The 13,519-nt window shown below is 36.8% G+C and carries 15 protein-coding genes; 5 read left to right on the plus strand and 10 right to left on the minus strand.

What is annotated here, in order from left to right:
- Window position 1: 1 nt before the first annotated feature.
- The 7 genes from M2R48_RS12610 to M2R48_RS12640 all read right to left on the minus strand — a co-directional run bounded on the left by M2R48_RS12610 (window position 2) and on the right by M2R48_RS12640 (window position 5,496).
- Window positions 2-853: an AAA family ATPase gene (locus M2R48_RS12610; protein ID WP_004719598.1), complete on the minus strand. Its 852-nt coding sequence runs from the start codon at window positions 851-853 to the stop codon at window positions 2-4.
- Between the two features lie 20 nt (window positions 854-873).
- Window positions 874-1,287, minus strand: a complete 414-nt coding sequence (locus tag M2R48_RS12615; protein WP_016539240.1) for a hypothetical protein — start codon at window positions 1,285-1,287, stop codon at window positions 874-876.
- Complete coding sequence (locus M2R48_RS12620) at window positions 1,280-1,585, minus strand: YcgL domain-containing protein (RefSeq protein WP_004822235.1); 306 nt, start codon at window positions 1,583-1,585, stop codon at window positions 1,280-1,282. The genes M2R48_RS12615 and M2R48_RS12620 overlap by 8 nt, the downstream gene beginning before the upstream one ends.
- A 184-nt stretch (window positions 1,586-1,769) precedes the next feature.
- A complete protein-coding gene (locus M2R48_RS12625) occupies window positions 1,770-2,912 on the minus strand; it encodes a ribonuclease D (protein ID WP_016539239.1) in 1,143 nt (380 codons plus the stop codon).
- A gap of 347 nt (window positions 2,913-3,259) precedes the next feature.
- Window positions 3,260-3,856 carry a recombination mediator RecR gene (gene recR, locus M2R48_RS12630; RefSeq protein ID WP_004719588.1) on the minus strand — a complete coding sequence of 199 codons (597 nt, stop codon included), beginning with the start codon at window positions 3,854-3,856 and terminating at the stop codon, window positions 3,260-3,262.
- Window positions 3,857-3,866: 10 nt separating this feature from the next.
- Entirely contained in the window at window positions 3,867-4,196 is a 330-nt protein-coding gene (locus M2R48_RS12635) for a YbaB/EbfC family nucleoid-associated protein (protein ID WP_004719585.1), read from the minus strand.
- Between the two features lie 112 nt (window positions 4,197-4,308).
- Window positions 4,309-5,496 (minus strand): O-succinylhomoserine sulfhydrylase, encoded by a 1,188-nt coding sequence (locus M2R48_RS12640; protein WP_262086346.1) that lies wholly within the window; start codon window positions 5,494-5,496, stop codon window positions 4,309-4,311.
- 141 nt (window positions 5,497-5,637) lie between these two features.
- Between M2R48_RS12640 and M2R48_RS12645 the strand changes: the two genes are divergently transcribed.
- The 5 genes from M2R48_RS12645 to M2R48_RS12665 all read left to right on the plus strand — a co-directional run bounded on the left by M2R48_RS12645 (window position 5,638) and on the right by M2R48_RS12665 (window position 9,732).
- The gene (locus M2R48_RS12645) at window positions 5,638-6,729 is read left to right on the plus strand and encodes an alpha/beta fold hydrolase (protein ID WP_262086347.1); all 1,092 of its coding nucleotides are present in this window, start codon (window positions 5,638-5,640) and stop codon (window positions 6,727-6,729) included.
- 9 nt (window positions 6,730-6,738) lie between these two features.
- Window positions 6,739-7,611, plus strand: a complete 873-nt coding sequence (locus M2R48_RS12650; protein WP_239045446.1) for an NAD(P)-dependent oxidoreductase — start codon at window positions 6,739-6,741, stop codon at window positions 7,609-7,611.
- An 81-nt stretch (window positions 7,612-7,692) separates the two neighbouring features.
- On the plus strand, window positions 7,693-7,959 hold the full coding sequence (locus tag M2R48_RS12655) for a YARHG domain-containing protein (RefSeq protein ID WP_004719576.1): 267 nt from the start codon (window positions 7,693-7,695) through the stop codon (window positions 7,957-7,959).
- A 28-nt stretch (window positions 7,960-7,987) separates the two neighbouring features.
- Window positions 7,988-8,404 carry an HIT family protein gene (locus M2R48_RS12660; RefSeq protein ID WP_004719575.1) on the plus strand — a complete coding sequence of 139 codons (417 nt, stop codon included), beginning with the start codon at window positions 7,988-7,990 and terminating at the stop codon, window positions 8,402-8,404.
- 221 nt (window positions 8,405-8,625) lie between these two features.
- Complete coding sequence (locus M2R48_RS12665; protein WP_004822251.1) at window positions 8,626-9,732, plus strand: porin; 1,107 nt, start codon at window positions 8,626-8,628, stop codon at window positions 9,730-9,732.
- Window positions 9,733-10,072: 340 nt separating this feature from the next.
- Here M2R48_RS12665 and M2R48_RS12670 read toward each other — a convergent pair whose 3' ends face one another.
- The 3 genes from M2R48_RS12670 to M2R48_RS12680 all read right to left on the minus strand — a co-directional run bounded on the left by M2R48_RS12670 (window position 10,073) and on the right by M2R48_RS12680 (window position 13,049).
- Window positions 10,073-10,633: a DUF4256 domain-containing protein gene (locus M2R48_RS12670; protein ID WP_262087493.1), complete on the minus strand. Its 561-nt coding sequence runs from the start codon at window positions 10,631-10,633 to the stop codon at window positions 10,073-10,075.
- Between the two features lie 296 nt (window positions 10,634-10,929).
- Window positions 10,930-12,129, minus strand: coding sequence for a hypothetical protein (locus M2R48_RS12675; protein ID WP_262086348.1), 1,200 nt, complete (start codon window positions 12,127-12,129; stop codon window positions 10,930-10,932).
- Window positions 12,130-12,656: 527 nt separating this feature from the next.
- Window positions 12,657-13,049, minus strand: coding sequence for a DUF2007 domain-containing protein (locus M2R48_RS12680; protein WP_151802911.1), 393 nt, complete (start codon window positions 13,047-13,049; stop codon window positions 12,657-12,659).
- Between the last annotated feature and the right edge of the window lie 470 nt (window positions 13,050-13,519).

Here is a 13,519-nt window from a genome sequence, read left to right on the forward strand (position 1 = left end):
ATTAACGACGTGACATAAAGGCTAAGCGTTCAAGCAACTGTACATCTTGCTCATTTTTAATCAATGCACCATATAAAGGTGGAATCGCTTTTGATTTATCATGATTACGCAAAATGTCTTCTGGCATATCATCTGCCATTAACAAGCTTAACCAGTCAATCAATTCAGATGTTGAAGGTGGTTTTTTTAAGCCAGGCACTTGACGTAATTTAAAGAAGACTTGTAATGCTTCTGAAACCAATGTTCCAGAGATATTCGGAAAATGAACTGCGATAATTTCACGCATCGTTGCTTCATCAGGAAATTCAATATAATGAAAAAAACAACGACGTAAAAATGCGTCTGGTAGTTCTTTTTCATTATTTGAAGTAATGATTACGATCGGACGTTGGGTTGCCGTAATGGTTTCGCCCGTTTCATAGACAAAAAATGACATTTTGTCTAATTCATGTAGCAAGTCATTTGGAAATTCAATATCTGCTTTGTCTATTTCATCAATCAACAATACACAGCGTTCTTCACTGGTAAATGCATCCCATAACTTACCTGGTTTGATGTAGTTTTTAATATCGTAAACACGGTCATCACCCAACTGGCTATCACGTAAACGAGAAACTGCATCATATTCATACAAACCTTGCTGTGCTTTGGTTGTAGATTTAATGTGCCAAGTAATTAATTTAAGACCTAGACTCTCAGCAACTTGTTCAGCCAATAAGGTTTTACCTGTACCAGGTTCGCCTTTCACCAATAATGGCTTTTGCAATGCTCGAGCTGCTTTTACAGCCAGTTTTAAACTATCCGTTGCGATATACTGTTCAGTACCTGTGAATTGTTGAGAATCGACAGACATAACTTACCTTTATTTTTTATTTAAAGTGGTGAAATATTTTTTGCTACAGCGCTTGCTTGAGTATTTTTCGTGGTTTTGTATTTAGACCAAAAAAATCCAATGACTAAACCAATACCCATGACAAAAGTAATTAAGGCAAGATTTGACCAAATCAATGGTGAATCCTTGGTCAGAATACCAAATAACAGTCCAAATATTGCTGGCGCAATCGCTGAGTTTGGTCCTTCAGAAATGGTCGGGGTTGCAAGAACGGCAAATACAATGATCCATGTAATACCGCCAAGTGGCGATGGCAATCGTTTTGAAATCGAATACCAGCACCATAAAATCAACAGCGTCCCAAGAATATAGACGGTTATTGCGATATTATCTTCTGGGATAGCATCAAATAGATCTAAAAAATTTGCCCATATTCCTGATAACTGATCAAGCACCACGTAATCCCTCTGGTTCAACCGCATTTGGGTTAATTAAACCTTCTGGCGGCATTTGAATAAAGAAGCCTTTTGTATTGAGTGAATCGATTACATGTAACACATTTACACGTGCCAAAGGTCGAGCTTCGCTCAGTTCAAGATGCATTACATGCGTTGCACGACCAAAGGCAACACGTAGTGGCTCAGAAAGAGCTGCTAAGGGATCTGCACTTTCGTCTGTATTTGGATGATTTGGGCGAGCCACATAAAGATACATTTCATCTTTTTTGCTCGATTTATAAATATCACAATGCATTTTAAACAACAGCTTCAGTAAAACTTAGTTGACAGCATACATGAAAAAAACGATGGATACATTATCGAAAGTTAACGCATCAGTCGTTATTTATGTCCAATTGCTAAATCTTTGATCAACAATAACACAGTAAGCGTTCTTGGCTATTGATGATTATTCATCTAAACAAGGGCAGCAACAGCCGCTATTCATTGACCTTCATCTGCATACTTAAAAACTTAATATCTTCTTGTAACAGATGGATAAGTGGCTGGGTAAGTAATTCATAGCGCCACCCCAACAAATAACCGGGTAAATCCTGTTCATTGCCATGAAATACCACATGATGATACAAGGCATTTAACCATTTTTTACGCATAAGTACTTCTTTAGGTACTTGCATTTCAAATGAAACCTGAGAAATTAACTCATCCACTTCAAGGGTGATTCCCTGAGAAGAATGCTTGATTGGTCGTGCAATACGCAGTGGCCATTCATCGGTTTCAGGCAGAAACTTCAATAAATCTAAAATTGTTTTTCCATGTTCACGCACAATATTTGGACGTATTCCCTTCACAGAGGACAATTGAAAATTATTTTTAGGATTAACTTCAACCAAATCAATCATCGTGGCATTTTTTAGAATAAAGCTACGTGGTTGATTGAGTGCCTTAACCATTTCTTCACGCCAAACACTTAATTGTTGCAATTGCATCAATTGTTTTCTGGAATGACGATAATTACCAATATCACAATATAATTTTTCTTTTGGAGTTTCTGAAGCAATTTCAAAGGTTAAATTTTGACAATCTTCAAGCACATGTGAGTATAAGCTTTTCTCGACCAATTCAGCTTTTACTTTTTCAGCCAGACGCATAATGTATAAAACATCATTGGCTGCATAATTCATTTGTTCATCTGTTAACGGTCGAGCCAGCCAATCTGAACGTGTTTGATCTTTATCAATATCAATCTCTAACACCAATTTCAATGCATTTTGATAACTGACCTGTAGACCATGTCCTAAAAAAGACAACCCCACTTGGGTATCAAAGACATTTTTCAGATTTTTCTGATCTGCATAATGATAAATGAGATCAATATCTTCTCCGCAAGCATGAAAAATATTTTGCTGTGCTTGAAAAAGTTGAAACCAAAAGCGATCTAAATTTAAGGTTGTGCCGTCGAGCAAAAATACTTGACCATTGACATTAATTTGGAATACACCGAGTTTTGGCCAAAGTGTGTCGACTTTAATAAATTCAGTGTCTAGACCATAAGTCGAGGTATGTTGCATCAAGTTCAACACATGTTCGAGATCGGTCTGTTGATTAATAAATTGAAACATGTCAGTTTAAGTCAAAATGTTACATTCAAATGAAATATGATTTTACCTTAATATATAAAATTTAAATATAATATTTTTAAACTAATTCTCCGTAAACACCTTATTTTTCAATAAAGTTTCTTGTGAATATTTATTTTATATATAGGTTTTACAACTTAATAAAAGTATATTTTAAAGTAATAAATAACATGGCTAATCATTGCTTTAGCTTGAGTTTACCTAAAAAATTTAGATTGAATGTAAATAATTTTTAAATGAAACAGAGTTTGTTGATCTTTTAATCGTTATCGCATTTACGCTAAACACCCAAGCTCAACAAACTCTAAATGATACCAAGTCTAAGATCGCTATTTCATTCTCATGCGATTATGAACAGCCTGACTCAATGTATGACTATCCACATATTCCAATTCACCACCTTGTGGAACACCTTGTGCGATTCGTGTCATTTGCAAAGACAAATGTTTTGTCGCTTCTACAAGATAATGCGCAGTCGCTTGCCCTTCTACTGTTGCATTGGTGGCTAAAATTACTTCAGTAATTTTACCATCGGTTAAACGCTGCACTAAATATGGAATACCTATTTCTTCAGGACCAATACCATCTAATGGCGACAAATGTCCACCCAATACATGATATTTGCCTCTAAAGCTACCAGACTGTTCTATTGCCATTACATCTGCAGGAGACTCAACCACACAAAGCAGCTGATCATCCCGATCATTTGAGCAACAAATATCACAGACTTCATTTTCAGTTAAAGAATGACAAACACTACACTCATGAATATAGGAAGTTGCTTCATTTAGCGCATGCGCCAAACCAATAGCACCTTCTTTATTTTTCATGATCAGATGGAGTGCCATACGTTGAGCCGATTTCGGCCCAACGCTGGGTAAGATTCGTAAAGCTTGTACGAGTTGATCAAAACGGTCGCTAAACACCTATGATTCCTTAGAACAAACCTGAAAGACCTGGTGGTAAACCCATACCTGAATTGGCTTCTTTCATCTTCGCTTCTGTAATGACTTCAGCTTGGCGAGCCGCGTCATTCATTGCTGCTGCAATCAAGTCTTCAATCATATCTGGATCGTCTTGTAACAAATCTGGACTGATTTCGATACGCTTAACAACATTACGGCAAGTCATTGTTACTTTTACCAAACCGCCACCAGCTTCAGCATTCACTTCAGTTTGGGCAAGTTGTTCTTTTGCCTTTTTAACGTTGCTTTCCATATCTTTCTGCATACGTTGCGCTTGCTGCATAAGCATATTAATGTTCATAAAATACTCCGAACAAAAGTCCTAAATTAAATCTTTGTCTTACACTTTCATGGCTAGTTTTTAAAAACCTAGAAGAAAATGAAAGAAACTGTTTTGCAAATTTTTGCTTATCTTAAATTAAATCTAATCCATGAGAAAGGTCACGGATAATATCATCGACATCTTCTAAGCCAACAGACAAACGAATTAAACCTTCACGAATACCTGCTGCTGCTTTTGCTTCAGGAGAAAGCTTACCATGAGTCGTTGTTGCTGGATGGGTAATTGTTGACTTGGCATCACCTAAATTTCCTGTAATCGAGATAAATTGTGTATGGTCAATAACTTTCCAAGCACCTTCTCGTTCACCTTTCACTTCAAAAGAAACGATTCCACCAAAACCAGTTTGTTGTTTGGCTGCTAACTCATGCCCGACATGATCTGCTAAGCCAGCAAAATAAACCTTTTCCACTTTTGGATGAGCAACCAGCCACTCGGCAATTTTTTGTGCACTTTCAGAATGCGCCTTCATACGCAGTCTTAAGGTTTCTAAACCTTTCAAAAAGACCCATGCATTGAATGGACTCATCGATGGGCCAGTGGTACGAACATAACCAAATACTTCTTCAAGTAATTTATGATTACCGACCACAGCACCACCCAGTGCACGACCTTGTCCATCTAGATATTTGGTGGCAGAGTAAATCACTAAATCTGCACCAAATTGTAATGGACGCTGCAAAATTGGTGTGCAAAAACTGTTATCAATCGCCAATAAGGCATCATTTGCATGTGCTAAATCTGATAATGCTTGAATATCTGCGACTTCAGCCAAGGGATTTGATGGTGACTCGACAAATAGTAATCGAGTTTCAGGACGAACCGCGTCTTGCCAAGCTTTTAAATCTGTTAAATCAACAAAAGTCACTGCGACATTAAATTTAGCGACATATTTTTCAAATAATGAAACTGTAGAGCCAAAAACAGCACGTGAACAAATCACATGATCGCCTGCTTTTAAGAACGACATTGCAACGGCCATAATTGCAGCCATACCTGAACTTGTTGCCACAGCGCGCTCACCACCTTCTAGTGCAGCTAAACGCGTTTCAAACATTGCTACAGTTGGATTGGTAAAACGTGAATAAATATTACCTGGTTCAGCACCAGAGAATTTTGCTGCTGCTTCCGCTGCATTTTCATACACAAATGACGAAGTGAGGAAAATTGGCTCACTATGTTCACCTTCAAAACTGCGTGTATGACCTGTACGAATCGCTAAAGTATCAAGTTGGTATTCAATGTCGTCGTGCTGGCTCATTTCAACTACTCAGTCCAAAAACTGCCTTTGTAAAATATTGCCAACATTTTGAGCGCCCTATGTATTTAAGGTCAAGGTAAAATCGTAAATTATCACATACACTTCGCTTAAATCTGCATAAAAATGAGACAATCACCGCTTATGACACAAGTATCAGCTAAGTTCCAACAGCGCAAATCCAAATTGAAGAATCTAACCACACGTATCTTCAATGGTAAGTCATTGGTTTTATCTCAAAGTACCCCTTATGAAATTATTGCGGAGCATCATCAAACCAAAGTGCGTTACTACGCAGCTGCTGACAAAAAATTTAAGGAACCTTTGGTTTTTACAGCGCCATTATCGATCAATATGGCAATTTACGACCTCTACCCTTATCGTTCACTTATCAAATATTTTACTGAACAAGGCTATGATGTGTATTTATTGGATTGGGGAAAACTCAGTTATCAGGATCGCAACTTAAACTTTTTATATTTTATTGATGAAGCTATGCCGTTATGCATTAATAAAATTCGAGAACATGCCCAAAGTGAGCAAATCTCATTGCATGGCTGGAGCATGGCTGGCATTTTTGTATTACTTTACACGGCATTACGTCAACCCAATTATGTTAAAAACTTAATTATACTGGCCAGCCCAATTGACAGTTATGCATCAGGTGGTATCGGTAAACTTTATCAAAAAATAAATAACCTGATTATAAAGAATCAAAAACTGAAAGATACTTTATATAAAGGTGGTTTACCGAAAAAACTGATCCATACCCCGGGTTTACTCAATGCCATTGGTTTTAAGATTTTAGATCCAAAGGGTTGGTATGAGGGTCATAAACAGTTGTTGCTAAATTTAGACGACAAAGAGCTCTTACATGAACACGCTACCCTTGGAAATTTTTTAAATCACATGGTGGATTACCCCGGCGGTGTCAATCAAGATATGTTATTTAATGTTTGGCTGCAAAATCCACTGAAAAATGGGGCAATTCAGCTCAGTAACCATAAAATTGAACTTCGCAATATCAACTGTTCATTGATGATTGGGGCTGGAAAAAATGATCAAATGGTCACCGCAGATGCAGTTAAGCCTTTAAGCGAATTGACAAAGAGTACTGATGTCACGTTTACTCTTATTCCTGGGGGACATTTAGGGCTAATGTCTAGTCAAAAAAGTGCAGATGAATTTTGGCCTACACTGTCCAGATGGTTAGAACAAAGATCGACAAAAATTTAAGAGATAGATATGAAGACTACAGTTGCATTTATTGGTTTAGGCGCAATGGGCTATCGTATGGCAGCACATTTACCCAAACATTTTGATACCGTATATGTATGGAATCGAAATTTTGCAAAGGCCAAGCAACATGCAACTGAGTTTGGTACTCAAGCTGTCGAACTCGATCAAGCGGTGCAAGCTGATATTATTTTTTCATGTTTACCAACCAGCCAAGATATCGATGATTTAATCCAAGATTTAAAGATCAAAAATGGCGCGATTTGGGTCGACTGTACCAGTGGTGTACCTGATGCTGCGCGTAAACAGTCTGAGTATCTGCTCAAAAATAATATTCACTTCTTAGATGCACCTGTAAGTGGTCAAACCATTGGCGCTGAAAATGCAACACTGACCTTTATGGTTGGCGGTGCGGCAGAAGCATTTCAAATTGCCCTACCTGCAATGCAGGCGATGGGTAAATTAATTAAACGTGTTGGTGACTCAGGTGCAGGCTTTGCAGTAAAAGCTGTAAATAATATGATGATGGCGGTTCATTTATGTGCTGCCGCTGAAGGATTTACCACGCTGAAAGCACATGGGGTAGATTTAAATGAAGCGCTTGATTGTATCAATGCATCCAGTGGTAAAAGTGGTGTGACTGAAACTGCACTACCGCAACGTATCCTCAATCGTAGCTTTCCACTGACCTTTGCTTTACCCTTATTGGCAAAAGATACAGGTATTGCCATTGATTTAGTTCGTGATGCAAGATTATCAGCACCTATTCTTGGTTTAACACAAAGCTTAATTACCGCAGCCAATAGTCTTTCAGAGCCTGATAGCGATTTTTCTACCGCGGTAAAAATGTATGAATCATGGAGCAAAATTACATTAGATTAATTTTTCGTCATTGAATAATCACAACTAAACCTTATAATCACATTAAGTGACATGTAAATATGTCAATTTCGAGGTCGTATCATGAATAAATATGTAATTGCTACACTTTCTAGTTTATCTATTTTAGTCGCTAGTCACGCTTTTGCTGATAACACCCAAGAATGTAAAAAATTGCAAGATGATTACAATGTCATTTATGCATCAAAAGGGTTCTGTTTTAAAGATCCTGAAGCAAAAGCAAAATATAATAATGACAATTGTTATACAAGTAAGCCTAAATTTTCTGAAAAAGAGCAGCAAAAACTTGACTCTATCAAGGAACGTCAGAAAGAATTGAACTGTAAATAATCACATTCACACCTTCAAGGAAATAAACATGGCTTATGATGATCAGAATATATTTGCACGAATTTTACGTGGTGAACTTCCTGCAATTAAAGTTTATGAAGATGATCATGTGCTTGCATTTATGGATATCATGCCGCAAGCCGATGGGCATACCCTGATTATTCCGAAGACGCCAGCTGTGACATTGCTCGACTTAGATCCTGAAATTGCAGCTTATACAATCAAGATTGTGCAAAAAATAGCACAAGCAATTGAAACAGCTTTGGATGCTCAAGGTATTGTATTGATGCAACTTTCTGGAGCTGCTGCTGGACAAACTGTACCTCATGTACACTTTCATTTGATTCCGAGCTCGGTGCATGAATTAGGTCGTCATGCTATTCAAATGGGCGATCAGGAAAAAATTAAAGGGTTTGCTGAAAAAATTAAGGCTGCACTGGCTTAATTAAAAACCTTTTTAGAATCAATGGGGCTAATCAAGCCTCATTTTTTTATTCAAATTACACAAATGTTAAATCCGCGTCATTAAATTGTCATTTTTTCTTCACTGATATGTAACAAAGTTTACAGATACTGCATGCAAGTTAGTAAGTAGTGCACAAACCCACACTTACTGAATAAAAAAAGTAACTGCAAACCCATTGAACATGTTTTGGAGAAATCTCAATGAAAAAAGTGCTACTCGCTGCAGCAATCGCCACCCTTAGCATAAGCGCAGCTCAAGCAGCGCCAACATTGTATGGTAAATTCAACGTAACTTTAGATCAAATTGATAAGAATGGCTTTAAAGACGAAAGCGTAACTAAAGTAAACTCTAACGCTTCTCGTATTGGTGTTAAAGGCGAAGAGAAATTAACAGATAAATTATCTGCTGTTTACTTGGCAGAATGGCAAATCAGTGCTGATGGTGATGGCGATGCTTTTACTAACCGTAACCGTTTCGTGGGGATTAAATCAGACGGTATCGCAACGTTAAAAGTTGGTCAGTTTGATTCATATTTCAAAAATGCTGCTGGTAACAACCAAGATATCTTCAACGATCACAACGAACTCGATATGACTGCGATTTTAGTTGGTGAAGATCGTTTAAAAAACGTGATCGGTTTTGAAACTGATAAAAAATTATTGGCTGGTTTAGCTTTCAACATCATGTTCCAGCAAGGTGAAGAATCATCTGCTTTAAAAAATGATGCTAAAGGTCAAAAAGGTAGCCGTGATAGTTTCGGTGATGGTATCTCTACATCACTTACTTATGACAACAAAGACTACGGTTTTGCTGCTGCTGTTGCAGGTAACTTCGGTGTTGCATCTAAATATAATGCATATAACTCTGAATTAGGTAGCAACACAATCTACTCTGACGCAATCCGTGTTACAGGTTCTGTAGACTTGAAACCTGCGGGTCTTGATGGCTTAGTATTTGGTGCATTATGGCAAACTGCTAAACCGTCTGATGATACTGTTGCAACCACTTCTGGTACTACAGTAACATCATTCAAAGGCTTGAAAGAAAATGCTTATGGCATCACTGCTGCATATGCAATTCCTTCTACACCGATTAAGCTAAAAGCTGAATATATTTCTGCAACGACAGAACTAGATGGCCGTGATGATCGTAAACAAGACCTTTACGGGATTGGCGCTGATTACAACATCAACAAGCAAGCTCGCTTCTACGGTGTTGTTGGTCAACAAAAGCGTGATTGGTCAACTACATCTACACCAGAGAAAAAGAAAACTGTTATTGGCTTAGGTATGGAATATAACTTCTAATCCGAACCATTAATAAAAAACGGCAAGTGATCTTGCCGTTTTTTTCGACTCAATAATTCAAAAGCTCATTTTATAAAATACATATTCATTAGCTGAGTAACCATCATATAAATTTAGCGCTTTTATAAATAGTGTACATATCATTTCATCATCTATGACAGATCTTTCGTTTAGCAACATGAATGTCATGGTTGGATAGGCATACAGCTCCCCAAACCAAAACTGAAAATCATTAATTTAAATATCAATATGTAGGATATAACAGCAGTTATATCTAAACACCAAAAATACAAACAAGCTTGACAGAATCTTAGGATTTCACGCTGTCAATTTTTAACAATTAAAGTTTGATATAGGTTCGAAACCCACGGTTCGCATAATATGAGGCAGCACCATTATGATAGGTAAATGTACGCCCATAACGCTGATCACAAAAGATCGCCCCGCCTTGCTGACGTAATATCGTTGGAGTTTCGACCCAGCTGGATGTTTTTAAGTCAAAATTGAATATTTGCTGTAGAGCATAATACTGTTGTTCAGTCATTAGTGCCAAGGCATGCTTATTTACCCAGTCGATCACGGTATCTTCAGGAGGATGATCCTTGCGACTGAGTAATGCCTCTCGGTCATAACACAGACTACGCCGCCCTTTTGGCGACTCAATTGCACAATCAAAAAAATACACACCTTCTGTGTTCGGTAAAACAACCACATCAGGCTCACCGCCAGTCATTTCCATTTGTTGTAAAGCCCATAACTTTTCAGGACAAAGCAAAAGTTGTTTTTGGACAAAATCCCAGCTCATTTGTGCATGTCGTTCTGTATGCTGCTGAAAACGCTGTGCTAATGTTTTTAATAGGTTTTCAACTTGCAACGGACTCAGTTTTTCTTGCTGTTTTATCATTTATTTTACTGCCTGATTTTAAGCCTTGACTAACATAACATTATCCACCAAGTGCAACCAAATCCGCTTTTTAGACATACTGAAGTGGATTGATTAAATAGTGTGGCACGGATAATTCAATGGAGTTCTCTGCATATGCAACTTCTTCCACACCGATTCAACTAAAAGCTGAATCTATTTTTGCAACGACAGAAAAATCGTCGTGGCGATCGTAAATTACGGGATATAGCTTCTAATCCTAATTTAAAAAATGGTAAGAAATCTTGCCGTTTTTTACTTAACAACAGAATATTTTAAAAATCTCGTATTTCATCAAACCAAATATTCACTGTTTCTTGATCTATATCGAATGTTGAAGCTTCAACCAGTTGTAGTACAACAAGACCAGTATCTTCTCTTTCAGTAGTTTCAATATTGGGTAATGTATTAATTATCTCAACAAGTCCAATAATTGCCCCTTTCACATCTTGCTTCGTCTTCGCCTTGGAGATTTCTTTTAAAGCAGATTTATATGCTTTGATCGCAATTTTTGCATTATTGCTTTCCCAGTTTTCAAATGGAATTCCATATTCAGTGGTAAACCATATTGAACTCCTCAGTTTAGACACCGAAGAATAGTCCAATTGCTTTTCTTTAGCCAAATGCTTTAATTCAGCATTTAACCTTTTCCCTATTTTTTCATCAATATTCCATCCAATAAAGGACCTTAAGTTTTCCCAAGTATTTAAAGCTGGAAAGCCTTCCAAATTTACAGCATAGCGTATTCCAATACGTTCAAGTTGCTGAAGTTGTTTTAAACTTGCTGTATTGGTTATATTTCCAGTTAAGTTTAGATTTTTTAAATTAGGAAACTGTAATAAGCTTTCACAATCAAAAGCTTGACCTAAAGGTTTAACAGTTAAATCTAACGAAGTTATTGCCGCTAAATTTTTAATAACAGGAAGATGGTATGCCGACACCATTGGATCTTTGTTTGTCGTTGGTTCTATTCTCATATGGGGATATGCTGCTGTGGTAATAATTTCAAAATGCTCAATATGACCAGCCAAATGAAGTGAATATAACCCCTTCTTATTCTCATCATCAGCATGATTTAAAACTAATGTGATTGGATGTTGATCTGCTTTGATTGAAAAGTTATGAATCTGAGCATGACTTAAATCTAGACAAATTGCTTGCGTAGGTCGCCAAGAAAAATCTTCTATCACTCTTTTCTTCGACCATTCAGTAAAACCCTGATCATTTCCCCAATAATAAAAAAATCTTGGCCAATCTCCATAAGGATGCAAATGCACATTTTGTTGACCATGTGGCGTATAAAAAGTATTAAAAGCATCCCAATTGATTACAGCATTTTCTTCAACAAGAACATCAAACTTTTTCTTGTCCATGCCGATTCGACCAATTGAGAAGCTTCCTTGCCCAGCTGGAATTTTTATCAGATGGCTATTTGTACCTGTTAAAGAAACATAAATGGGAGTATTTCTATCCATGTTGATCCATTATTTGTAAATTGTATTATTCGGCTTTCAGCAAATATTAACTACTTATGCTTGTACAAATAAGCATATAAACTCAACACAGAATATATCAGGCTTAAAGCTTAGCCGTTGTTTCATTTTAGCAAAATATGAACATGTTAGATTTAGCTCTATATTTCAACTTTCCTAACTTAGATACTTAGATACTTAGATACTTAGATACTTAGATACTTAGATACTTAGATACTTAGATACTTAGATACTTAGATACTTAGATACTTAGATACTTAGATACTTAGATGATCTATTTTGACCACAATCAGTGGATGGATTAGAAATCCCAATTTTTTTCTAAGCAATCATCACCTAATTTTTCAATATGAAAATCCACATCGTGTTTGACTATCTCTTCAACTTCAAAATCCTGTTGAATGTTGCGTTGGTTTTGTTAATCAAATTTTACGATATTTTCTAGTAAGTAATTTATTTGATCTAAAGTTTGCTTATTTAAAATATCTTGCCGATTTTCCAATAGAGCACTAACTCCAAAAATGTTGGCACTGTTTACACTTCGTTCCATTTTTATAAAAAAAGAGCGGAAAACCAAGCAATAGAAAAACCAAATAAGCGGGACGTTTTCCTTCGGTATATGGCTGTATATCGCGACTACCACAATGAGGGCAACTTTCGCTTGCTCCAAACTGTTGTTCTAATTCTTGACTAAAATCTTGGGCAAGTAATGCTTTAGCCTCTTCTGCATAGCTTTCAGGAACTAACAGTCGCACACCACCCAAAGCATTGGAGTAAAGCCAATCCATATTAATGGTATGTTCATTTTCAATACGTGCTGGAATTTCTGCTGCTTCTAATTGCGTTTTGGCAATCTGAGCCTCGTAAGGAAATGAATATGTTTCAGCAACCACCCATTGCATAAGAACACCTAACAGAAATAAAAATGGATTTTAAGCTCAATTCATTTAACTGTATATTGCATAAATTTATTCAGTTGATGCTTTCATTTTTCAAGTTATGAGGAAGGAAAGGAAATTTCATAAAATAAGGAAATATGTTGGAGGATAGATAGGTTTTAAAGCAGTACATTTTATCTATTTCCGTTAAATGTCATTCTTCTTTCTATTCTGCCTAAGCAACCAATAACTATAGTTAGTCTTAACTCTATCCTACTTTGCTATATTTTGATGAGGAAGTGAAACAGCAAAATTTACATCTTATTCTTACTATTTATTATTTTTCTCCGCATATAAAAAAACACCCCGCTCTCTCTAGAGATCGGGGTGTTTTAGATTTAAAAGCTGGCGATGACTTACTCTCACATGGGTAACCCCACACTACCATCAGCGCTAAGAGGTTTCACTTCTGAGTTCGGGAAGGGATCAGGTGG

It is taken from the genome of Acinetobacter sp. I-MWF (assembly GCF_025433935.1).
Classification (GTDB): Bacteria; Pseudomonadota; Gammaproteobacteria; order Pseudomonadales; family Moraxellaceae; genus Acinetobacter; species Acinetobacter guillouiae.